Source organism: Glycomyces terrestris (assembly GCF_003933745.1).
Taxonomy (GTDB): domain Bacteria; phylum Actinomycetota; class Actinomycetes; order Mycobacteriales; family Micromonosporaceae; genus Glycomyces; species Glycomyces terrestris.
In genome coordinates this window covers 134,408-156,539 of the sequence record NZ_RSEB01000005.1, presented here as the reverse complement: position 1 = coordinate 156,539, position 22,132 = coordinate 134,408, and the positions used below count along the sequence as shown (strand labels likewise).

General features: G+C 70.9%; 19 protein-coding genes and 1 tRNA gene. 14 read left to right on the top strand and 6 right to left on the bottom strand.

What is annotated here, in order from left to right; all coding sequences use genetic code 11:
- Nucleotides 1-46 precede the first annotated feature (46 nt).
- Nucleotides 47-973, top strand: a complete 927-nt coding sequence (gene murQ, locus EIW28_RS18515; protein ID WP_232014047.1) for an N-acetylmuramic acid 6-phosphate etherase — start codon at nucleotides 47-49, stop codon at nucleotides 971-973.
- 92 nt (nucleotides 974-1,065) lie between these two features.
- On the opposite strand, the gene EIW28_RS18510 is transcribed toward murQ, so the two are convergent.
- Nucleotides 1,066-2,019 carry an N-acetylglucosamine kinase gene (locus EIW28_RS18510; protein WP_125249202.1) on the bottom strand — a complete coding sequence of 318 codons (954 nt, stop codon included), beginning with the start codon at nucleotides 2,017-2,019 and terminating at the stop codon, nucleotides 1,066-1,068.
- A 138-nt stretch (nucleotides 2,020-2,157) separates the two neighbouring features.
- Here EIW28_RS18510 and EIW28_RS18505 point away from each other — a divergent pair, with 138 nt between their 5' ends.
- Genes EIW28_RS18505 through EIW28_RS18490 form a run of 4 tightly spaced genes read left to right on the top strand, consistent with a single transcriptional unit; the run spans nucleotide 2,158 to nucleotide 6,367 of the window.
- Nucleotides 2,158-3,090 (top strand): MurR/RpiR family transcriptional regulator, encoded by a 933-nt coding sequence (locus EIW28_RS18505; protein WP_125249201.1) that lies wholly within the window; start codon nucleotides 2,158-2,160, stop codon nucleotides 3,088-3,090.
- 50 nt (nucleotides 3,091-3,140) lie between these two features.
- A complete protein-coding gene (gene ngcE / locus EIW28_RS18500) occupies nucleotides 3,141-4,532 on the top strand; it encodes an N-acetylglucosamine/diacetylchitobiose ABC transporter substrate-binding protein (RefSeq protein ID WP_125249200.1) in 1,392 nt (463 codons plus the stop codon).
- Nucleotides 4,533-4,559: 27 nt separating this feature from the next.
- A complete protein-coding gene (locus tag EIW28_RS18495) occupies nucleotides 4,560-5,483 on the top strand; it encodes a carbohydrate ABC transporter permease (protein ID WP_125249199.1) in 924 nt (307 codons plus the stop codon).
- A gap of 8 nt (nucleotides 5,484-5,491) precedes the next feature.
- On the top strand, nucleotides 5,492-6,367 hold the full coding sequence (locus EIW28_RS18490; RefSeq protein ID WP_125249198.1) for a carbohydrate ABC transporter permease: 876 nt from the start codon (nucleotides 5,492-5,494) through the stop codon (nucleotides 6,365-6,367).
- An 80-nt stretch (nucleotides 6,368-6,447) separates the two neighbouring features.
- Here EIW28_RS18490 and EIW28_RS18485 read toward each other — a convergent pair whose 3' ends face one another.
- The 4 genes from EIW28_RS18485 to EIW28_RS18470 are packed head-to-tail and all read right to left on the bottom strand — an operon-like array spanning nucleotide 6,448 to nucleotide 14,188.
- Nucleotides 6,448-9,993, bottom strand: coding sequence for a PQQ-dependent sugar dehydrogenase (locus EIW28_RS18485; protein ID WP_125249197.1), 3,546 nt, complete (start codon nucleotides 9,991-9,993; stop codon nucleotides 6,448-6,450).
- Nucleotides 9,983-11,422 (bottom strand): glycosyltransferase family 2 protein, encoded by a 1,440-nt coding sequence (locus EIW28_RS18480; protein ID WP_232014046.1) that lies wholly within the window; start codon nucleotides 11,420-11,422, stop codon nucleotides 9,983-9,985. The genes EIW28_RS18485 and EIW28_RS18480 overlap by 11 nt, the downstream gene beginning before the upstream one ends.
- Nucleotides 11,419-13,758: a glycosyltransferase gene (locus EIW28_RS18475; RefSeq protein WP_232014045.1), complete on the bottom strand. Its 2,340-nt coding sequence runs from the start codon at nucleotides 13,756-13,758 to the stop codon at nucleotides 11,419-11,421. Before EIW28_RS18475 ends, EIW28_RS18480 begins: the two co-directional genes overlap by 4 nt.
- Entirely contained in the window at nucleotides 13,691-14,188 is a 498-nt protein-coding gene (locus EIW28_RS18470; protein ID WP_125249195.1) for a GtrA family protein, read from the bottom strand. The genes EIW28_RS18475 and EIW28_RS18470 overlap by 68 nt, the downstream gene beginning before the upstream one ends.
- A gap of 455 nt (nucleotides 14,189-14,643) precedes the next feature.
- Here EIW28_RS18470 and EIW28_RS18465 point away from each other — a divergent pair, with 455 nt between their 5' ends.
- The 9 genes from EIW28_RS18465 to EIW28_RS18425 all read left to right on the top strand — a co-directional run bounded on the left by EIW28_RS18465 (nucleotide 14,644) and on the right by EIW28_RS18425 (nucleotide 21,973).
- Nucleotides 14,644-16,101 carry an RICIN domain-containing protein gene (locus tag EIW28_RS18465; protein ID WP_125249194.1) on the top strand — a complete coding sequence of 486 codons (1,458 nt, stop codon included), beginning with the start codon at nucleotides 14,644-14,646 and terminating at the stop codon, nucleotides 16,099-16,101.
- A 319-nt stretch (nucleotides 16,102-16,420) separates the two neighbouring features.
- Complete coding sequence (gene rpsE, locus EIW28_RS18460) at nucleotides 16,421-17,056, top strand: 30S ribosomal protein S5 (protein ID WP_197717366.1); 636 nt, start codon at nucleotides 16,421-16,423, stop codon at nucleotides 17,054-17,056.
- A 10-nt stretch (nucleotides 17,057-17,066) separates the two neighbouring features.
- The gene (gene rpmD, locus EIW28_RS18455) at nucleotides 17,067-17,249 is read left to right on the top strand and encodes a 50S ribosomal protein L30 (RefSeq protein ID WP_106361906.1); all 183 of its coding nucleotides are present in this window, start codon (nucleotides 17,067-17,069) and stop codon (nucleotides 17,247-17,249) included.
- Between the two features lie 2 nt (nucleotides 17,250-17,251).
- On the top strand, nucleotides 17,252-17,725 hold the full coding sequence (rplO, locus tag EIW28_RS18450; RefSeq protein WP_125249192.1) for a 50S ribosomal protein L15: 474 nt from the start codon (nucleotides 17,252-17,254) through the stop codon (nucleotides 17,723-17,725).
- Nucleotides 17,726-17,974: 249 nt separating this feature from the next.
- Nucleotides 17,975-19,312: a preprotein translocase subunit SecY gene (gene secY / locus EIW28_RS18445; protein ID WP_125249191.1), complete on the top strand. Its 1,338-nt coding sequence runs from the start codon at nucleotides 17,975-17,977 to the stop codon at nucleotides 19,310-19,312.
- Nucleotides 19,313-19,421: 109 nt separating this feature from the next.
- Nucleotides 19,422-20,057, top strand: a complete 636-nt coding sequence (locus EIW28_RS18440; RefSeq protein WP_125249190.1) for an adenylate kinase — start codon at nucleotides 19,422-19,424, stop codon at nucleotides 20,055-20,057.
- A 5-nt stretch (nucleotides 20,058-20,062) separates the two neighbouring features.
- Complete coding sequence (map, locus tag EIW28_RS18435) at nucleotides 20,063-20,899, top strand: type I methionyl aminopeptidase (RefSeq protein ID WP_125249189.1); 837 nt, start codon at nucleotides 20,063-20,065, stop codon at nucleotides 20,897-20,899.
- 23 nt (nucleotides 20,900-20,922) lie between these two features.
- A complete protein-coding gene (locus EIW28_RS18430) occupies nucleotides 20,923-21,447 on the top strand; it encodes a DUF1707 SHOCT-like domain-containing protein (protein ID WP_125249188.1) in 525 nt (174 codons plus the stop codon).
- A 49-nt stretch (nucleotides 21,448-21,496) separates the two neighbouring features.
- Nucleotides 21,497-21,973 carry a DUF1707 SHOCT-like domain-containing protein gene (locus EIW28_RS18425; RefSeq protein ID WP_158630461.1) on the top strand — a complete coding sequence of 159 codons (477 nt, stop codon included), beginning with the start codon at nucleotides 21,497-21,499 and terminating at the stop codon, nucleotides 21,971-21,973.
- Between the two features lie 79 nt (nucleotides 21,974-22,052).
- Here the strand turns inward: EIW28_RS18425 and EIW28_RS18420 are convergent.
- A tRNA-His gene (locus tag EIW28_RS18420) sits at nucleotides 22,053-22,128 on the bottom strand.
- Between the last annotated feature and the right edge of the window lie 4 nt (nucleotides 22,129-22,132).

The window sequence follows — 22,132 nt, the reverse complement described above, 5'->3', positions numbered from 1 at the left end:
AGAATGGGCCAGTGAAATTTTACTTCATTGCGCTACGCTCGCAGCTGTGAGTGAACCGACCGAGCGCCACGAGGCGCGCACCCTGTTGGCCATGCTGGCGACCGAGCGGGCCGATCCGCGCTACGCGGAGATCGAGCGCCTGTCGACCCTCGACCTGGCCCGGACCATGAACGAGGCCGACGCGAGCGTATCCGCCGCCGTCGCGGCGGTGCTCCCCGAGGTGGCCGCCGCGATCGACGCGATCGCCGACCGGCTCGCGAAGGGCGGGCGGTTGCGGTACGTGGGGGCCGGGACGGCCGGGCGGATGGCGATCATGGACGCCGCCGAGTGCCCGCCCACGTTCTCGACCGACCCCGAGCTGGTCAAGGCGATCATCGCGGGCGGCAAGGCCGCCGAGGGCGGCGCGGTCGAGGGCACCGAGGACGACGAGGCCGCCGGCGCGGCCGCGATCGCGGCCGACGGGATCGGCCCGGCCGACGCGGTCGTGGGCCTGGCCGCGAGCGGCCGCACCCCGTTCGTGGTCGCGGCCGTGCGCGAGGCGCGGCGGCGCGGGGCGCTGACGGTGGGCCTGTCGTGCAACGCCGGCACGGTCCTCTCGGACGCGGCCGAGCACCGCATCGAGGTCGAGGTCGGGCCCGAGGTGGTGGCCGGGTCGACGCGGCTGAAGTCGGGGACCGCCCAGAAGTTCGTGCTCAACATGGTCTCCACGATCACCATGGTCCGGCTCGGGAAGGTCTATCGGAACTACATGGTGGACATGAAGGTCGCGAACCAGAAGCTCGCGGCCCGGGCGGTGCGCATGATCCGCGAGATCACCGGCGCCGGGGCCGAGGAGGCCGAGGCGGCGCTGGCGGCCGCGGACAACCGGGTGAAGACCGCGGTGGTGATGCTCGAACTCGGCGTCGGCGCGGCCGACGCCGAGGCGAGGCTGGAACGGGCGGCCGGACGCCTCTCGGGCGCGCTGGCGGCCTGAGCGCGCGCCGGGTGCCGCCCCGGTCCGGTGCCGCCCGATGGGTGGGGCGGATCGGCAGGGGCGGCGGTGGTCGGGTGGGGGGCCCGGTGCGGTCAGCGCCAGGCGAGCCGGCGGTGGAGCCGGACGCGTTCGGCCGGGTCGGTGACGAAGGCGCTGGCGGCCATCCAGGCCGCGCCGATGGCGGGGTCGGTGGCCTTGCTGATGCCGGCCTTGGGGTAGACCAGCCGGAAGCGCTCCTGGAGGAGCGCGGCGATGGGGGTGGGGCGGGTCAGGAGGCTGCCGGCCATGACGATCGGCAGTTCGCGGTCGACGACGTACGAGACCGACTCGGCCAGGTGGCCGACGGCCCGCGCGACGATCGACTCGGCCACGGCGTCGCCGCCGTCGGCGGCCTCGCACACCAGGGCCGCGAAGCGCGCCAGCCGGACCGGGGGGTCGGCCATGCACTTGGCGACGAGCGCGCCCGAGCGCCGCTTCTCCGGCGCGACGGCCGCGATGATGGCCTCGACGAGTCGGCCGCCGGGGCCGTTCCCGTCGATGTGCCGCAGTGCCGCCCGGACCGCTTCGCGGCCGAGCCAGAAGCCGGAGCCGGCGTCGCCGAAGAGCCAGCCGTAGCCGTCGGCGCGGAGCGCCGGGGTGCGGTCGCGGATCGCGAACGCCACCGCGCCCGTCCCCGAGACGACGACCGTCCCGTCCGGGGCCGAGGAGCCGGCCGCGAACGCGATCACCGCGTCCGACACCACCGCCACCTCGCAACCGGTTGCGAAGCGCCGCTTCAGGTCCGCGGAGAGCTCCCGCACCTCCTCGGTCAGCGACAGCGCGCCCGCGGTGCCGACGCACACCGAGCCGACCTCGGCCGGGTCGATGCCGCCGAGGGCCCGCTGGAACGCCAGGGCCATGTTGGACAGCGCGATCTCCCGGTCGCCGCCCACGGGGTTCGCCGGCCCGGACGCGCCGGTGCCGAGCACCGCCCCGCTCTCGTCGATGAGGACGGCGCGGCTGCTGGTTCCGCCGGCGTCGAGGCCGACGGCGAGTCTTGCATGCATGTTTGAGGGTCCTCGCTTCTCGCGCTACCAGCAGTATCCGTTCTCAGTGCAAACCAGTAAAAATAATTCTCATGAACTTGACACGAGTGTGGCACGGGTAATAGTTTTTCTTGCATCCACCTCCCGAAAGGGTCGCCCATGGACCGAACCCGGACAGATGCCACCGCGGCCCCCGCCGAAGCGGGCGTCCTCGAACGGATCCGCTTGGGCGCGAGCGAACTCTCCGAAGCCATGTCCAAAGTGGCCGGCCAAGTGCTGGCCGACCCCGAAGCCGCGGCCCGGGCGACGATCATCGACCTCGCCGAGCTCTCGGGCACCTCCCCAGGAACCATCACACGATTCTGCCGTCACCTCGGATACGACGGTTACGCGGCCCTCCGGGTCGCCATCGCCACCGAGACCGGCAGGGCCTCGGCCAGGCACGAGACCGGCTGGGACGTCAACATCGGCCGCGAGATCGGACCGGACGACCCGCTCGACCGAGTCCTCAAGCAGCTCATCACGATCGACGCCGCGATGCTCCGCGGGACCATGGACCTCCTCGACCTCGCCGCCGTCGAGCGCGTCGCCGCGAGCGTCGCCGAGGCCCGCCGCGTCGACGTCTACGGCGTCGGCTCCAGCGCCATCGTCGCCCGCGAGCTCCAGATGGGCTTCTACCGCACCGGCGTCGCCGCCTGGGCCTGGACCGAGGTCCACGACGCCCTCGCCAGCGCCGCGATCCTCGCCGAGGGCGACGTCGCCATCGCCGCCTCCATGTCCGGCACCACCGTCGAGATCGTCGAGATGCTCTCCGAGGCCGGCAGCCGCGGCGCGCTCACCGTCGCCCTCACCGCCTTCCCCGACTCGCCGATCGCCGAGATCGCCGACGTCACGCTCGTCTCGGCCTCCCGGCAGACCGGCCACCGAGCGGACCTCCTGGCCGCCAGGCACTCCCAGCTCCTGGTCGCCGACCTCGTCCACATCGCCGTCGCGCAGCGGCGCTTCCCCGCAGCGTCCGAGGCCCTCGAATCCCGCGCCCGGGCCGTGGTCGGCCACCGCCCGACGCCGCGGCCGCGGAACGGCGCCGGCTGACCGCCCGACCGTCCGTCCCACCCTCTACCCCCAACTCAGGAGCGAAACCCATGAGGAACTCACCCGTTTTCAACCGCCGCAACCTCTTCGGGGCCACCGCCGCCGGACTCGCGGCCTCGTCCCTGGCGGCCTGCGCCACCAGCGGCAGCGACGACGACGCCCAGGAGGTGACCGTCGGCGACGACGCCGAGAACCCGTTCGGCGTCGACGGCTCCGCCCCGCTGGACGTCGTCATCTTCGACGGCGGCTTCGGCAACGAGTACGCCGTCGCCCACCAGGCGATGTACAACGAGGCGTTCCCGGACGCCGAGATCACCCACCTCGCCACCCAGGCGATCGCCGAGACCCAGCAGCCGCGCTTCGCCGAAGGCAAGCCGTGCGACGTCCTCGACAACTCCGGCGCCCAGCAGATCCCGATGGACTCGCTCGTCAGCGACGGCGAGCTCGCCGAGCTCACGCCGCTGCTCGACGCGCCCTCCTACGACGACCCGGACGTCACCGTGCGCGAGACCCTGCGCGACGGCGTCCTCTCCATGGGCACCTTCAACGGCGAGGTGTACGCCCTGAACTACGTGTTCTCGGCGTGGACGGTCTGGTACGACGCCAAGCTGTTCCGCGACCAGGGCTGGACCCCGCCGACGACGTGGGAGGAGATGCTCGCGCTCTGCCCGACCATCCAGGCCGCCGGGATCGCGCCGTGGACGTACGCCGGGCAGCACCCGGTGTACCTGTACGACATGCTGCTCATCCTCGCCGGCCGCCACGGCGGCGTCGAGGTCCTCAAGAACATCGACCACCTCGAGCCCGACGCGTGGCGCCACGAGTCGGTCGTCAAGGCCGCCGAGGCCCTGTCCGCGCTCCAGAGCGAGGGCTACATCCTCGAGGGCACCCCCGGCATCGACCACATCCAGTCGCAGACGGCGTTCAACGAGCGCAAGGCCGCGTTCCTGCCGTGCGGCTCGTGGCTGCCGAACGAGCAGGCCGCGATCGCGCCCGCCGACTTCGAGTACATGCCGATGGGCGTGCCGTACTTCGAGGGCTCGGTGCAGCCGGGGCTCATCAGCGCCGGCGGCGAGGAGCCGTTCGTGATCCCCAAGAACGCCACGAACCTCGCGGGCGCCTACGAGTACCTGCGGATCATGCTCTCCAAGGAGGGCGCGCAGATCTTCGGCGACACCGTCCAGGCCGCCACGGTCGTCAAGGGCGTCGAGCTGTCGAACCCGGCCGCGCAGGCCACCGACCAGCTCGTGTCGAACCCCGACGACCTGTTCCAGCCGCGGTTCCGCTTCTGGTACACGGCGATGAGCGACGAGGTCAAGGCCGCCCTGGGCGCGCTGGCGTCCGGCGAGCAGACCGCGGCCGAGTTCATCGACCGGATGCAGGCCGTCGCTGACGAGACCGCGGCCGACGAGACGATCGACAAGTTCCGCCACGACGGCTAGACCCGAGTCGAGAGGAGGGCCTGGGACGTGAAGCACGGCAGGTATCCGTTCATCCTGAGCTTCCTGGCGCTGCCGGTGGGGCTCTACGCCTGGCTGGTGATCCTGCCGTTCGCCCAGGCTTTCCAGATCTCCCTGACCGACTGGTCGGGGTCGTCGAACTCCTTCGACTACATCGGGTTCGACAACTACGTCAACCTGTTCAAGGACGAGCGGCTCGTCCTGCCCGCGCTGCGGCACACCGGGATCATCCTCGTGGTGCTCCCGGTGGTGACGATCGCGCTGGGCCTGTTCTTCGCGTTCATGCTCAACCTCGGCGGCCGCAGCCGCCAGGGCCGCATCGAGGGCGTGGCCGGCTCGAAGTTCCACAAGGTCGTCTACTTCTTCCCGCAGGTGCTGTCGGTGGCGATCATCGGCATCCTGTGGAAGCAGGTGTACGCGCCCGAGAACTTCGGCGGGCTCATCACCGGCGCGATGACCGCGGTCGGGCTCCCCGCGCCCGTCAACGGGTTCCTGGCCGACAAGCGGTTCGTGCTCGCGGCCGTCATCGCCGTCCTGGTGTGGAGCGCCGTCGGCTTCTACCTGGTGTTCTTCTCCTCGGCGATGGCGTCGATCCCGCGCGACCTCTACGAGGCCGCCGTCATCGACGGCGCCGGCCGCTTCCAGATGTTCTTCAGGATCACGCTGCCGCTGCTGTGGGACTCGGTCCAGACCGCCTGGATCTACCTGTCGATCGTGGCCCTGGACGTGTTCGTCCTCGTGTACATGATGACGCCCGAGCGCGGCGGCCCCGACGGCGCGAGCGAGGTCGTCGGCGGCGTCATCTGGAAGTACGCGTTCAACCACGGCGAGCAGGCCTTCGCCTCCGCCGTCGGCGTGGTCCTGTTCTTCGCCGCCCTCACCCTGGCCGTGGTCTCGCTGCGGTTCGGCCGCCGCGAGCAGATCGAGTTCTGAGGAGCGACATGGCAACCCAGACCCCCGCCCCGAGCCGCGCCTCCGGCGCCCCCCGCGAAGGCGCCGCGTTCAACCTGCTGTCCCAGGGCTTCCTGTGGCTGTGGTCGCTCCTGGTGATCGTCCCGGTCGTGTGGATCGTGCTCACCTCGTTCAAGACCACCCGCCAGATCGCCGCCGACCCGCTCGGCCTGCCCGAGACCCTCCACTGGCAGAACTACGCGAGCGCGTGGACGAACGGGAACATCGGCGCGTACTTCCTGAACACGCTCCAGGTCATGGTCTTCAGCATCACCGGGACGATGCTCCTGGGCGCCATGGCCGCGTACGTCATCGCCCGCTACTCGTTCCCCGGGAGCCGCGTCATCTACTTCGGCTTCGCCGCCGGCATGATGTTCCCGGTGTTCCTGGCCCTGTTCCCGCTGTTCAAGACCCTCCAGAACGTGGCGCTGCTGAACACGTACACCGGCCTGGTCCTGGTGTACATCGCGTACTCGCTGCCGTTCACGGTGTTCTTCCTGACCGCGTTCTTCCGCACGCTCCCCACCGGCGTCGCCGAGGCCGCGATCGTCGACGGCGCCGGGCACTACCGGCTGTTCTTCCAGGTGATGCTGCCGATGGCGCGGCCGGGCCTGATCGCGATCACGATCTTCAACATCATCGGCCAGTGGAACCAGTTCCTGCTCCCGCTGGTCCTCATGGGCCGCAACCCCGACGACGCGGTCATCTCGCAGGGCCTGGCGAACCTCGCGCTGCGCCAGGGCTACGAGGGCGACCCGGGCGCGCTGTTCGCCGGCACCGTCATGGCGATGATCCCGATCTTCATCGCGTACGTGCTGTTCCAGCGCCAGATCCAGGCCGGCCTCACCGCCGGCGCCATCAAGTAGGGGCCGCCGCCCGGGACGCCCCCTTCGCGTCCCGAGCGGCGGCGGGCGCCGGAGGGTTTCCGCAGCCCCCCGGCGCCGGTCTACGCCACGGCCACCGAGTCGAACACGGCCGTGCCCGGATCGGAGCCGTCGTGCGAGGTGACGAACAGGCCCATCGTCGCCGCGCCCGCGAGCTCGACGGTGCCGAACACCGACCAGACCTCGCCGTCGGCCGACCAGGAGGCCGTCACCGTGTCACCGGTCCGGCTGAGCCGCAGCCACATAGGCGCGCCCGCCGCCGTCCCGGCGGTGTCGGTGTCGAAACCGGACTGGAGGTGCACGCCGTTCGCGGGCGTCACCGCCAGCAGCGCGTACTCCGCGCCCGCCTCCGGCGCGGCCTTGACCATCACCCCGGCCTTCGCCCAGTCGTCCGTGTGCTCCTGGGAGACCACGCGCGCGGTGATCTGCCCGTCGCCGGCGAGCGGCTGGTGGCAGTAGTGGAACTGGTCGGCGTCGCCCCAGATGTCGTCGCCCGCGCCCACGATCGTCCACGTCCCGCCCGCGGCGACGGCGTCGCCGGGCATCCGCGGCCCGCCCACGTCGGCGCACGTCCACGGCTCCGGGACGGCGGGCGCCGTGTCGCGCACGACGACCGAGTCGAACACGGCGGTGCTCAGCGCGCTGCCGTCGTGCGAGGTCACGAACAGACCGATCGTCGCCGGCCCCACGACCGCGGCGCTCGCGAACGGCTCCCAGGACGCGCCGTCCGCGGAGTGGTAGGCCGTGACCGTGTCCCCGTCGCGGACCAGGCGCAGCCACACCGGCGCGGCGGCGGCCGGGCCGTCCACGTCCCGGTCGAAGGCCGTCTGGAAGTGCACGCCCTCCGCCGCGGTCGCCATCGCCGCCGCGTACGCCGCGCCCTCGGTCGGCCCCGACTTCACCATGACCCCGGCCTTCGCCCAGTCGTTGGTGTGCTCCAGGGACGCGACCCGCGCGATGATCTCGCCGTCGCCGGCGAGCTCCCGGTAGCAGTAGTGGAACTGGTCGGCGTCGCCCCAGACGTCGTCGCCCGCGCCCGTGAGCGCCACCGACCCGTCCGGGCCGAACGCGGCCGAACCGGCCAGCGCCGGGTCGCCCACGTCGGCGCACGTGAGCTCCGGCGGCGCCGCGGCCACCGCCACGTGGTCGAACACCGCCGTCGAGAACCGCGTGTTGTCGTGCGCGGTCGCGAACAGCCCGACCTGCGCGCCCGCCGCCATCGGGACCTCCGCGGAGCCGATTACCGTCCACGTCTCGCCGTCCGGCGACAGCTCGGCGGTGAACAGGTCGCCCGCGCGGGTCAGGCGCAGCCAGGCGCTCCCGGCCTCGTACGCGAACCCGCCGCCGTCCGTGCCGAAGTCGGCCTGGAAGTGCGCGCCGTGCTCGGGCGTGACAGCGATCGCGGCGTACGGGGCCCCTTCGGCCGCCGACTCCTTGACCATGACGCCGGCCTTCGCCCACGGGTTCGTGTTCCCCTGCGCGGTGAGCCGGGCCGTGATCGAGCCGTCCCCGGCGAGCGCCCGGTGCACGAAGTGGAACTCGTCCGTGCCGCCCCAGACGTCCCAGCCCGCGCCGGTCACCGCGAACGCGCCGCCGCCGGGGCCGCCCGGGTCGAAGCTGCTGAGCCCCAGCTGGGTCCGCTCCCCGACGTCGGTCGACTCCCACGGCTCGGGCGGGTACGGGAGTTCCTCGAACACGGCCGTCACTGCGGTGTCCTCGGCCGGGACCGTGAACACGTGCTGCTGCCCGGCGCCGGTGGACCAGCCCGCGAACCGGTAGCGGTCGTCCCCGGCGTACTGCGGCGACTCGGCCCCGAGCACGTACTCGGTGCCCACGACCATCCGCTTCGCCGCCGACTCGAGCGGCCGCCCGTCGAGCGTGAACTCGAGCCCCGGCGGATCGGTCGCGATCGCGACCTCGACCGTGTTCGGGTGCACGTCCACGGAGGCCGTGTCCGTCAGGCCCCCGGAGTCGGTGGCGGTCAACGTGATCCGGTAGAACGTGTTGTCCCCGCCGTGCGGCGCGGTCGGGATCGTGATCTCGCCGCCCGCGCCCTCGGCCGGCCCGTGGAACGGGTGCACGTGGTCGGCGTGGTGGAACTGCACCGTCCACGACAGCGAGGCCGCGCCCAGCGCCCCGTCCTCGGGGTCGGTCGCCTCGCCCGAGAACGCGACGACGTCCCCGCCGTCGTACGTCAGCCCCGCCGCGGGCGTCAGCACCACCGCCTCCGGCCTGGTGTTCCCCACCTGGACCTCGACCTGGGCCGACGCCGTCTTCTGGCCGTCGGAGACGGTCAGCACCGCCTGGTACACGCCGTCCGCGGCGTAGGTGTGGACCGGGTCGGGCCCGGTCGCGCCGGTGCCGTCGCCGAAGTCCCACTCGTAGGCCAGCGCGTCGCCGTCGGGGTCCGACGACCCCGCCGACGAGAACGCCACCTCCAGGGGCCCGTACCCGCTGTCCGGCGTCGCGGCCGCCGCGGCGACCGGCGTCCGGTTCCCGCCCGAGGGCGCGATCCGATACAGCTCACCGGGGTAGATGTTCAACTGGTACAGCGCCCCGTCCGGGCCCGTCTGGAGCTCGACCGGCGTGCCCGCCTCGGTGTCGAAGTCGTGCACCGCGACCACGGTCTCGAACGCCTCGTCCATCTCCAGGTACTTCACGAACCCGAGCGTGTAGTCCGCGATGAACACCGCGTCCTCGAACGCGGGCCCGAGCAGGCCGCCCTCGTACACCTCGACCGCGGAGATCGAGCCCGCGCTCGCGGGCGGCGCCGTGTGCGGGTACGCGTACACCGGCTGCGCGTACGGGCAGTCCGCGCACACGCCCTCGACGTGCGGCCAGCCGTAGTTCGCGCCGCGCTCGACGAGGTTGAGCTCCTCCCACTCCGAGCCGCCCACGTCGCCGGCGAGCGCGCTCCCCGCGTTCGGTCCACTGGGGACGAAGTCCCAGCGGAACGAGTTCCGCAGCCCGTACGCCCACACCGACGGCTCGGCCCCCGGCGTGTCCACGAACGGGTTGTCCGGCGGGATCGAGCCGTCGGCGTTGACGCGGTGCATCTTGCCGTGCACGTTCCCCAGGTTCGGCGGGTTCTGGTTGTTCGTGTTCATCCCGAGCGTCCAGTACAGCTTCCCGTCCGGCCCGAACTTGACGCTCCCGGAGTGGTGGAACACGTTCGCGTCCTGCTGCGACTGGATGAGCACCAGCTCCGAGCCCGGATCGATCGCGTGCCCGCTCATCGTGAAGCGGCTCAACCGGTCGAGGTTGTCCGCGGCCGTGTAGCCCACGTACACGTACCCGTTCGACGCGAAGTCCGGGTCGAGCTCGAGGCCCAGGAGCCCCCGCTCGTCCGACCCGGCCGTCGCCAGCTCGATCAGCGGGTGCTCGTGCAGGACACCGTCGTGCACCAGCTCGATGTCGCCGTTCTTCTCCGCCACCAGGACGTCCCCGTCGGGCGTGAACCGGAACGACGTCGGCTCCTCCAGGCCGCCCACCACGAGCAGCTTCTCGAACTCGTCCGGGGGCGCCGCCTCCGCCGCCCCCGGCGCCGTCAGCAGCGCGGCGCCCACGACGGCCCCGACCGCCAAGCGGCCCAGCCTCCTACCGGGCATGGACGACCTCCTCGTCGGCCTCGTCCGACGTGTCCAGGCCGTGGACCGTCAACTCCCAGAAGTGGCGCTTGCTGGGCCGCAGCAGCTGCCCGAACGCCTTGTACGCGGCCACGCTCATCAGCCCCCAGTACAGGGGCACCGTGAGCATCGCCCGCACCGCCGCGTACAGGCCGCGCTTGAGGCAGCCGAGCATGAGCGCGTAGCACATGAGCGCGTTGCCCGCGATCATCGCGAACATGCCGCCGTACAGGACGGCCGGCGGGAACAGCGGCTCCATCCACTGCGGCCCGAACACGAAGTAGGACAGCGTCATCGCCCACATGAGCGGGTTGACCAGCGTCGTCACGGTCGAGAACCCGAGCGTCAGGTGGATCGCCAGGGTCTTGCGGGTCCCCAGCTCCCGCCACAGCCGGTACGGCTGCCGCGAGTGCACCAGCCACGTCTGGAGGTAGCCCTTGATCCACCTGCTGCGCTGGCGGATCCAGTTGCCGAGGCGGGAGTTCGCCTCCTCCTCGGTGACCGAGACGATCATGCGCACGTCCCAGCCGCGCCGGGCGATGCGGATGCCGAGGTCGGCGTCCTCGGTGACGTTGAACGGGTCCCAGCCGCCGAGGTCGCGCAGCGCGTCGATCCGGAAGTGGTTCGACGTGCCGCCCAAGGGGATCGCGAGCCGGTGCCGGTCCATGCCGTGGAGGGTGAGGCTGAAGTTCGTGGCGTACTCGGCCGAGAAGCAGGTGGTGAGCCAGTTCGTCCACGGGTTCCAGTACTGGAGCTCGGCCTGCACGCACACGACCCGGTCCGGGAGGATCCGGAACGCGAGCGCGGCCTTGCGGAGCTGGTCGGGGTCGGGCCGGTCCTCGGCGTCGAAGATGACGCACAGCTCGCCGGTGGCGCGGGCGAGCCCGACGTTGCACGCCTTGGGCTTCGTCTTCGGCTGCGTGTCGGGCACGACCACCGTCCTGAAGGCGGGGCCGAGGTCCTGCGCGGCGAGCGCGGTCCGCGTCTCACCGTCGTCGGCCTCGACCAGGAGCAGGATCTCCAGCTTCTCCTGCGGGTAGTCGAGGGCCGAGAGGCGGCGCACGAGGCCGGGCACGACCGCGGCCTCCCGGTACAGCGGCACCAGGACCGTGTACCGGGGGAGTTCGGCGTCGGGGAACGTCTCCAGCGCGCCGGGTTCGAAGCGCATCGCGGTCGACCGGCCGGAGCCGAGGACCATGGCGAGCTTGAACCCGATGACGGCGAGGTAGAGGACGATGAGGGCGAACATGCCGCCCTGCGCCCACTGGAGCGGGCTGGGCCCGAACCCGGTGAGCAGGTCGACCGCGATCGCGGCGGCGACGAATCCGGCGGCGCCGAGCGCGAGGGCGGTCTGGCCGGTGGAGAGGAGCCGCTGGGCGCTCAGGCCGGCGGGCGGGGCGTCGGGGTTCACGCGGCACCGTCCTCGGCGCGGTAGACGAGGCGGTCGCCCTCGTCGTAGACCAGTTCGTAGTGCTCGTCGAGGGCCTCGGTGCCCCACAGGGCCTCCCAGACGTCGTCCTCGGCGCCGGGCGTGGCCCGCATGTAGATCCACTCGACCCCCGCGGCGTGCGGGTCCGCGAGCGCCTCCTCCCAGATCCGGTACGAGCCCTCGTAGACGAGCGAGCCGGTGGGCACCTGGGACTCGAAGGTCACCGACTCGTTCTCGAACGACATCATGAGCGTGGTGCCGCCGTCGTGGTGCTCGCGCAGCCACGCGGCGACGGCCGCGTTGTCGGCCTCCCAGCCGCTGGCGCGGTACTCGACGGCCTCGTCGAGGGTGACCGCGCCGTCGACGGCGAGGGTCGCGCCGGCGACGGCGGACCCGGCGAGCGCGGCGGCCGCGAGGCGCCGGCCCGGGAGCCGGGGCACGAGCTTCCCGACGAGGTACCCGGCGAAGACCGCGGCGGGGATGAGCATGATGAGGCCGAAGCGCACGTTGTAGAGCGCGCCCATGACCTCCTTGACGTGGAGGGGCCGCTCGCCGGTGTACAGGGCCCACACGAAGAACGGCGCGAACACGAGCATCGCGTAGGGCGTCAGCCACCTCGACTTCAGCCGCTTGTGGACGGCGTAGAGGACGAGTCCGGCCAGGCCCAGGGCGGCCGTGGCGATCCCGAGGTTGTGCAGGGAGGCGAGGCCGTACGTCTCCATCGCGGTGGGCAGCGAGCCGACGTTGGCCTCGCCCTCGGCGACCCACAGCGAGGAGTCGGCGTACTCGCCGGACTTCCAGTTCATGGCGTCGCCGAAGATCGCGAGGTTCCAGGCCATCCAGCCGATGACGCCGGCGCCGGCGACGAACCCGAAGACGACGACCGACCCCTCGGTGTGCGCGTACCGGCGGTGGCGGCGCAGCGCGGTGACGGCGACGACGAGTCCCGCGACGCCGCAGAGGATCCAGCCCTCGTAGCGGGTCAGGGTCGCGGCCAGGACCGCGCCGGAGGCGAGCGAGAGGTCGCGCAGCCGGCCCTCGGTGCACCACTCGTGGAGGTAGTGGAGCGCGACGATCGCGCACGCGAACAGCAGCAGCTCGGTCATGGCCGTGGCCTGGAGGTACAGCACGTTCGGGTTGAGCGCGAACAGGCCCGCGGCGGTGAGGCCCCCGGCCCAGTGGCCCGCGAGCGAGCGCCCGTGCGCGAACAGGAACCGCACGGCGACGACGTACGACGCCATCGAGACCGCGGCGCCCGCGAACCCGTTGAGGTACAGCGCCTCCCACAGCGACAGCGGGGCCGCCAACAGGTGGGGGAGCGGGAGCCACACGCCGCCGAGCTGGGCCAGCCCGGCGGTGGGGCTGTCGACGACGCGCCTGGCGATGAGCAGGTGCGAGTTCGCGTCCTTGTACGCCAGCAGGTACCCGTGGTCGGCGAAGTAGAGGTACGCGGCGACCGCGATCGCGCCGGCCGCCAGGGCGACCAGGGCCGCGCCGGGGTCCTTGGGGGACGCGAGGCGGCGCGCCCACCCGAGGCGGCGGGCGTCGCGGACCATGTGGGCGTAGACGACCGCGAGGCTCACGAGCGACTTGACGACGACCGACAGCCGCGCCCCGGTCTGCTCCCCGTGCTCGCGCGGGTAGTGCTCCACGGGGTGCTCGACGATGCGGGCGCCGTCGCCGCTGATGCGGCACAGCAGCTCGGGGGAGATTGCGGCGGCCTCGCCGGACAGGCGCAGGTCCTGGAGGAGCGAGCGGTCGATGAGCTTGTACGCGCAGTCGACGTCGCGCCCGGGGACGCGCAGCAGGGCCTTGCACAGGAGCGTCCACACCTTGGCGTTCAGGCGCCGCCGCCACGGGTCGGCCCGCCGGCGGCGGTAGCCGATGACCGCGTCGGCGCGCTCCTCCTTCTTGCGCTCGCGCAGGCGCACCAGGTCGGCGGCCTTGAACTGGCAGTCGGCGTCGGTCAGCAGGATCTCGCGGAACCCGGTGCGGCGCAGGGCGGCCTCGATGCCGGTGCGCACGGCCGCGCCGTAGCCCTGGTTGCGCTCGTGGTGGACCGCGATCACCCGGCCGGGGTGGGCGGCGGCGAGCCGGTCGATGATCGCGCCGGTGCGGTCGTCGCTGCCGTCGTCGACGACGACGACCGCGTGCGGGACGCCCTCGCGTACGAGCACGGACAGGAAGTCCTGCACGGTGGAGGCCACGTTCGCCTCCTCGCGGTAGGCGGGCATGACCACGGCGACGCCGTCAGTCAGCGGCGGCGGCGCCGCCGTCCGGACCGGGGAGTGCTGCGGCTGGGGGGCGATGATCGTCAATTGAATCTCCATAGTGGTCGGTCCGCTCCGCCCTGCGGCGGCGGAAGACGAGGTGGTCGCTCGCGAGGTAGGTGAGGAGGGCCCCGGCGCACACCCCCGCCGCGGCGGCGGCGACCGGCGGGAGGAATCCGGAGACGAGGGCGTAGACGCCCGTGTTGCAGGCCAGGCTCACCGCGACGGTGGCCTGGAAGGAGAGCCAGCGCCGGCCCCACGGCTCGGTCCGCGGGCGGCGGCGGTCGGCCCACGTGACGTAGGTGGACAGCAGGAAGTTGACCTGCGCCGAGGCGAGGAACCCGACCGCATTGGCGGCCGGGCCGGGCACGCCGGGGCGCTCGAGGGCCAGGAGTATCCCGGCTTGAATGGCGAAGCAGGTCAGGCCGACGCCTGAGAATCGGGCGAGCCGCAGCAATTGCGGCCGGAGCCGACGCATTCGATTAGCCTCCTGAAGGGCACGACGGATAAGCGCATCGACTCTTCTTCAATGGAGTGTCGTGCGTTCGGCGATTCGGGTTGTCTGGATCCACCTTAGCGGGCCTTGAGCAGGCCATGTGTCCTGCCGCACGCGGCCGCCGATCACGGTGTGTCACTTCAAGGTCGGCATATGTCCATTTTGCGCGAGTACGTGACCGCGCACGTCTCGCGCGTATCCGATCGATTCGGACAAGTCGCGATTACAATTCCGCGGGAAGTGTCGCCTACTTGACGATTCGAATGTGCCCGAATGGGGGATGACTGGGGAGTAGCTTTATCGGGTTCTTGGAGAAATTGAAAGAATATGTTACTAAACCCGTTAGACGAAGGGTCTTTACAAGACGGGGGCATCTGTGTAAATATCGAAATCGATCAATCAGGCCCTGACTCCGGGCCCAAGCGAAGGAGACGACGATGTCCCAAAGGCTCGCCGCGCTCGCGGCGGCGACCGCCCTCGCGACCGCGGCCCTCGGCCTCGGCGCCCCCGCCCCGGCCGAAGCCGCCGCGGTGCCGTTCGACAACGGGCAGACCATCACCGACACCTCCGGCAACCTCATGCACGCCCACGGCGGCGGCATCCTCAAGGAGGGGAACACCTACTACCTCGTCGGCGAGCAGCGCAACGGCTACCTCTTCGACCAGGTCAGCATGTACTCCAGCACCGACCTGGTGAACTGGACCTTCCGCAACGACATCCTCAGCGCCGAGTCCGACCCCGAGCTCTCGCCCGCGAACATCGAGCGCCCCAAGGTCATCTACAACGCCGCCACCGACAAGTACGTCCTGTGGGCCCACAAGGAGAACGGCGTCGACTACGGCGACGCCGAAGTGGCCGTGGCCGTCTCCGACACCATCGACGGCGACTACGACTACCAGGGCTCGTTCCGCCCCCTCGGCTACGACTCCCGCGACATGACCCTGTTCGTCGACACCGACGGCGAGGCCTACCTCATCTCCGCCGCCGACGTCAACTACGACCTCAACGTCTACCGCCTCACCGACGACTACCTCGGCGTCGAGGAGCTCGTCCACGTCTTCGACGGCTACCACCGCGAGGCCCCGGCCGTCTTCAAGCGCGGCAGCGTCTACTTCCTCGTCACCTCCGGCGCCACCGGCTGGAACGCCAACCAGACCCGGTACGCGACCACCGCGAACTTTCCCGAGGGCGCCTGGTCCGGCTGGTCCAACGCCGGCGACGCCACCACCTACGGCTCCCAGCCGACCTTCGTCGCCACCGTCAGCGGCACCGCCGGCACCAGCTACCTCTACATGGGCGACCGCTGGGGGCCCCAGTGGGGCGGCAAGCCCATGGACAGCGAGTACGTCTGGCTCCCCATCGCCTTCCCCAGCAGCACCACCATGTCGCTGACCTGGTACCCGACCCTGAACATCGACGCCGCCGCGGGCACCGTCCAAGGCGTCGCCGGCAGCGACGACGGCAGCCCGTACTCCACCAAGTTCGTCAACGCCGGCTCCGGGAAGTGCATCGACGTCCCCTCCGGCTCCGGCGCCGACGGCACCGCCCTCATCCAGTACGGCTGCTGGAACGGCGCGCCCCAGGCCTTCACCTTCGACCCGGTCTACCCCGGCTCCAAGGTCGGCTCCATCGCCAACACCGCCACCGGCAAGTGCTGGGACGTCCTCGACCAGTCCACCGCCAGCGGCGCGCCCGTCGGCCAGTGGGGCTGCTGGGCCGGGGGCAACCAGCGCTTCTCGCTCCGCGCCGCCGCCGGAGGCGGCCACCTGATCGTCGCCCAGCACTCCGGCCTGTGCGTCTCGGTCAGCGGCTCCTCCACCGCCGACGGCGCCGCCATCGTCCAGAGCACCTGCACCGGCGCCGCCAATCAGCGGTGGGCCGTCACCGTGCGGTAAGCGGGCAGGCAGCGCGGGGGCGCGCGACGACGGCCGTGCGCGCCCCCGCACGGCACCACCCGCGCGCCGGCGCGCGCCATATATAAGGCCGCCGCGGAGCCCCGGCCCCGCGGCGGCCTGTGTCGCCTGCCTCATCCCCACCCCGCCGTTCGCCGCATGTCCCTTGACCAGGCATAATCGAGAGGTTGCGCTTCGGCGCGGCGTCTCCCGGGTCTCGAACCCGGACCCCCGGGGCCGAAGGCCCCCAAAGGGGGACAGTATGCGAGTCAGGCCCGACGCAGTCGGGCGTGGCGCTGAGCGAACGAAAGGAATCAGTCTCGTGACTGATCAACAGCAATCGGCCGGCGGCCGCGACGGCGGCGACCGCCGCGGCGGACGCGGTGGCCGCGGAGGACGCGAGGGCGGCCGCGGACGCGACCGCGCCGAGAAGTCCCCGCACATCGAGCGCGTCGTCACCATCAACCGCGTCGCCAAGGTCGTCAAGGGCGGCCGGCGCTTCGCCTTCACCGCCCTCGTGGTGGTCGGCGACGGCGCGGGCAACGTCGGCGTCGGCTACGGCAAGGCCAAGGAAGTCCCGGCGGCGATCGCCAAGGGTGTCGAGGAAGCCAAGAAGAACTTCTTCACGGTTCCCCGCATCGGCGGCACCATCCCGCACGAGACCTTCGGCGAGGACGCGGCCGGCAAGGTGCTCCTGAAGCCCGCCTCGGCCGGTACCGGTGTCATCGCGGGCGGCCCCGTGCGCGCCGTCCTCGAGTGCGCCGGCGTCCACGACGTCCTGTCCAAGTCCCTCGGCTCCTCGAACGCGATCAACATCGTCCACGCGACGGTGCGCGCGCTCAAGCAGCTCGAAGCCCCGGAGGCCGTCGCGGCCCGCCGCGGCATGCCGCTCGAGGACATCGCTCCTCAGGGCCTGCTGCGCGCCCGCGCCGAAGCCGCCCAGGCTGCGCAGGCTTAGGGGATCTGACATGGCACGTTTGAAGATCACCCAGCACAAGTCGGTCATCGGCGAGAAGCCGAAGGCCCGCGCGACCATCCAGACGCTCGGCCTTCGCAAGATCGGCCAGACCGTCTACAAAGAGGACCTCCCGCAGTACCGCGGCATGGTCCACCGCGTCCGTCACCTGGTCGACGTCGAGGAGGTCGAGTAGTCATGGCTATCCGCATTCATGACCTGCAGCCCGCCCCCGGCGCCAAGAAGGCCAAGACCCGCGTCGGTCGCGGTGAGGGCTCGAAGGGCAAGACCGCCGGCCGCGGCACCAAGGGCACCAAGGCCCGCAAGACCGTGCCGGTCGCGTTCGAGGGCGGCCAGATGCCGCTCCAGATCCGGCTGCCGAAGCTCAAGGGCTTCAAGCCGCACAACAAGCTCGTCTACCAAGTGGTCAACCTCGACCGCCTCGTGGAACTCTTCCCCGAGGGCGGCGAGGTCGGTCCGGAGCAGCTGATCGAGGTGGGCGTCCTCAACAAGAAGGAGCTCATCAAGGTCCTCGGCTCGGGCGAGCTCGAAGGCGTCAAGTTCGACCTGAAGGCCCACGCCTTCTCGGCTTCCGCCACCACCAAGGTCGCCGCCGCCGGCGGTTCGACCACCGTGGTGGACAAGAAGACCGGTGAGGCGCTCGCCGAGTAGGCGAGCTCGGATCGACCGAACACCTGATCTGCGCAAACGGGCCGGAGGGAACTCCGGCCCGTTTCGTCATGCTGAGTGCCGAATACTCTGCGTCCGAATGCGCCTGCTAGGCTCCCTTGGCGAGGTCCACCGTCTTCCTCGGGCGCGTGACCCTCCCCACGACGAACTTCACACGCCCACTGGTAACGAAAGGTGTTGCACCGCAACACCATGGGCCCCGCCAGGGGGTCTTGTTCAGGAGGAACCGCATTGCTCTCCGCCTTCATCAGCGCGTTTCGGACCCCGGATCTGCGCAAGAAGATCCTGTTCACCCTGATGATCATCGGCCTGTATCGTCTGGGTGCGCAGATGCCGAGCCCCGGCATCGACTACGCCGCGGTGCAGTCCTGCCTGAACATCCAGCCCACCGATGAAGCGGGCGTCTTCGGCCTCCTGAACCTGTTCACCGGTGGAGCGCTCCTCCAGCTCTCGGTCTTCGCGCTCGGCGTCATGCCGTACATCACCGCGTCGATCATCATGCAGCTGCTCACGGTCGTCATCCCCAGGCTCGAGCAGCTCCGCAAGGAGGGGCAGCCCGGCCAGGTCAAGATCACCCAGTACACCCGGTACCTGACGCTCGGCCTCGCCCTGCTCCAGGCCTCCGGCTACATCGCGCTGGCGCGGTCGGGCATTCTGTTCCAGACCGAGTGCCCGAGCCCGATCCTGCCCGACCTGTCCGAGACCGAGGCGAACATCCCCTACTGGATGTCCGTCGTGGTCGTCGTGGCGGTCATGGTCGCCGGCTCCGCGATGATCATGTGGTTCGGCGAGCAGATCACCGAGCGCGGCGTCGGCAACGGCATGAGCCTCCTGATCTTCGCGTCGATCGCGGCCCAGATGCCCGGCCAGTTCTGGTCCCTCCAGGAGTCCGAGGGCTGGTTCATGTTCGCCGTCATCGTCGGCCTCTGCATCGCGATCATGGTCGCGGTCATCTTCATCGAGCAGTCGCAGCGGCGCATCCCGGTGCAGTACGCGAAGAAGATGGTCGGCCGCCGGATGTACGGCGGCACCTCGACGTACATCCCGCTCAAGGTCAACCAGGCCGGCGTCGTCCCGGTCATCTTCGGCTCGTCGCTGCTGTACATCCCGACGCTGTTCCGCCAGCTGAACCAGAACAGCGACGCCTCGTGGGTCCAGTTCATCGACCGGTACCTGCTGAACCAGGGCTCGTGGGTCTACATCACGCTGTACGCGTTCCTGATCATCTTCTTCACGTACTTCTACGTGTCGATCACCTTCAAGGTCGACGACGTCGCCGAGAACATGAAGAAGGCCGGCGGGTTCATCCCGGGCGTGCGCCCCGGCAACCCGACCGCGACCTACTTGCAGCGAGTCCTGTCACGCCTGACCTTCCCGGGCTCGCTTTACCTCGCCGCGATCGCTATCCTTCCCAATCTGGCCATCATCGCGTTCGGTAACCAGCAGCTGTTCGCTCAGTTCGCGTTCGGCGGCACTTCGGTGCTGATCATGGTGGGCGTCGGCCTGGAGTCGGTCAAGCAGATCGAGTCCCAGCTGATGCAGCGCCACTACGAGGGCTTCCTGCGCTGACGCAGGCTTGACCTCGGTGCCACAGCGCGGCCGCCCAGGCCGCGCTATCGGCACGTTCGGCGAAGGTTCTCGCCGAGATCGGCACAGCACGACACGGGAGGAATTTCCTTTGCGACTGGTACTCGTAGGCCCGCCCGGGGCCGGCAAGGGCACCCAGGCGGAGATCATCGCCGAGCGGCTCGGCATCCCCAAGATCTCCACCGGCGACATCTTCCGCGCCAACGTCTCCGGCGGCACCCCGCTGGGCCTCAAGGCCAAGGAGTACATGGACGCCGGGGAGCTCGTCCCCGACGAGGTCACCAACGAGATGGTGGCCGACCGCCTCGCGCAGGACGACGCCAAGGACGGCTTCCTCCTCGACGGCTACCCCCGCAACACCGAGCAGGCGAAGGTCCTCGACGGCATCCTCCAGGAGGCCGGCGTCACCCTGGACACGGCCCTGGAACTGGTCGCCAGCGACGACGAGGTCGTGCGCCGCCTCTCGGGCCGCCGCGTCTCCAAGTCCACCGGCAAGGTCTACCACCTGGAGTTCGACCCGCCGGCCGACCCCGACTCCGACGACCTGTACCAGCGCAGCGACGACAAGCCGGAGACCGTGAAGCACCGCCTCGAGGTGTACGCCGAGCAGACCGCCCCCCTGGTCGGCTACTACCAGAAGCAGGGCAAGCTGGTCGAGATCGACGCGATCGGCGAGGTCGCCGAGGTGACCGAGCGCGCCCTGGCCGCCATCGGCGCCGCGGAGTAGCGGCCGTGTTCCGCCGTCGCGACCGGATCCAGTACAAGACCCCGGAGCAGATCCGCAAGATGCGGGCCGCCGGCCTCGTGGTGGCCGAGGTCCACCAGGCCATGCGCGAGTCCGCCGGACCGGGCGTCTCGACGGCGGAACTCGACCGGATCGCCGAGGAGGTCATCCGCTCCTCCGGCGCCGTCCCCTCCTTCAAGGGCTACGACATCGGCTTCGGGCCCTACCCCGCCTCGATCTGCTCCTCGGTGAACGAGCAGGTCGTCCACGCGATCCCCGCGCCGGACGCGGTCCTCAAGCCCGGGGACCTCCTGTCGGTCGACGTCGGCGCGATCGTCGACGGCTGGCACGGCGACGCGGCGATCACGATCGAGATCGGCGAGGTCGCGCCCGAGCTGACGGCGCTGCGCGAGGCGTGCGAGGCGTCCATGTGGGCCGGCATCCGGGCCGCGGCGACGTCCAAGCGCCTCGGCGGGATCTCGCACGCGATCGAGCGCGCCGTGGAGCACGCGGGGGACTACGGGATCGTGACCGGCTTCGGCGGGCACGGCATCGGCACCGAGATGCACCAGGACCCGCACATCCTCAACTACGGCCGCCCGGGCGAGGGCCCCAAGCTCCGCCCCGGCATGGCCCTGGCTATCGAGCCTATGATCACGCTCGGCTCGGCCGACACCGCCGAGCTCGAGGACGGCTGGACGATCGTCACCGACGACGGCTCGGTCGCGGCCCACACCGAGCACACCATCGCGCTGTGCGAGGACGGCGTGTGGGTGCTGACGGCGCCCGACGGCGGGGTCGAACAACTGGGCGAACTGGCTGCGAGCGCGGCTCGCGGTGAATAGGACGCCGATGCCATAATGGCGTCGTGACCGAAGACCACGGCAAGCTGCGGATCTCCAACGCCGACCGCGACAAGGCGATCGAGCAGCTCCGCGCGGCCCTCGACGAGGGCCGGATCGATCTCGGCGAGTTCGACGAGCGCTCCCTGGCCGCGTACAACGCCAAGACCAACGCCGAGCTCGACCTCATCTTCGAGGACCTCCCGGGCGGGCGCCCGGCGGTCGGCGAGGTCGTGCCCGCCGGTGAGGCGGCCCCCGCCGCTCCCGCCGCCCCGCCCGCGCGCCGCGGGAACTGGATCCGCCGTGTGCCGGCCCTGCGCGGCCTGGTGACGGTGGGCCTGATCTGCACCGCGGTCTGGGCCGCGACCGCGATCGTCGCCGGCGAACCGGGGTACTTCTGGCCCATCTGGCCCATCCTCGGCCTCGGCATCGCCACGGTCGTCCAGGTCGTGAACCTCGGCTTCGGTGACGACGACGATGACGACGAGGACGAGGACGACGACCGCCGCGACCGGGACCGCCGCCACGGCCACGGCCACCTCGGCCACTGACCGAGCCCTGACCTTCCAGACCAGCCACTCCAGCCCCCAAGGAGCCCGAATGTCCTCCCTCGAACGGTTCGGCGACCGCAGCATGAGGATCGGCAACCCTGAGCGCGGCGCGCTGACCGAGCTCTTGCGCTCGGCCGTCGACCAGGGGTACATCGACCTCGACGAGTACGAGAAGCGCGTGGACGTGCTCCTCGCGGCCCAGACGGTGGGCGACGCCGAGGTCGTCCTCGCGGACCTGCCGTCCTACCAGCGCCTCCTCGACGCCGAGGAGCCCGAGAAGCTCCGCACGCCCGACTGGATCAAGTGGATGTGGTTCGGCTTCTCGATCCCGATCGGCATCAACGTGGGCGTCTGGGCGGTCGTGGAGGCCCTGACCGAGGGCTCGATCTACTTCTGGCCGATCTGGGTCATGGTCCCGCTCCTGGTCGTGGGCGTGGCCCTGACCGGTGCCGAGCGCGCCATCATGCGCCCGGCCGAGGAGCGCAAGCGCAAGGAGCGACTGCGCCGCAGGCGGAACCAGCGCTGACCCGGGCCGCCCCCGGCGTACGACGGCGGGGGCCAGGCATGCGAAAGGCCCTGCGGCATCGCCGCAGGGCCTTTTCAGATGGGGTGATCGACGGGACTTGAACCCGCGACCTCCTGGACCACAACCAAGCGTTCTACCAGCTGAACTACGACCACCATC